General features: G+C 49.2%; 1 protein-coding gene. It reads left to right on the forward strand.

The annotated features are described in order from the left end of the window. Positions 1–36: 36 nt before the first annotated feature. Positions 37–236: sugar phosphate nucleotidyltransferase (locus LI126_RS15150; RefSeq protein WP_305067623.1), on the forward strand; the 200-nt coding region annotated here is incomplete at its 3' end.

A 236-nucleotide genomic window follows, 5' to 3' on the forward strand; every position in this document is an offset into this window, starting at 1 on the left:
GAAAGGGGTGTTGGATGGAGCCCACCATCCATGATTATGAATGATGAAATGTTAGGGATTGTATTGGCCGGCGGTAAGGGAACTCGGCTGGGCAAGCTGACGCAGAATCAAGCCAAGCCTGCCGTACCATTTGGCGGCCGCTATCGAATTATTGACTTTACGATGAGTAACTGTGTCAATTCAGGCATTCGCAATATTGGCGTAATCACACAGTATCAGCCCCTGGTTTTGGATCG

It is taken from the genome of Mediterraneibacter sp. 210702-DFI.5.30 (assembly GCF_020560115.1).
GTDB classification, from domain to species: domain Bacteria; phylum Bacillota; class Clostridia; order Lachnospirales; family Lachnospiraceae; genus Mediterraneibacter; species Mediterraneibacter faecis.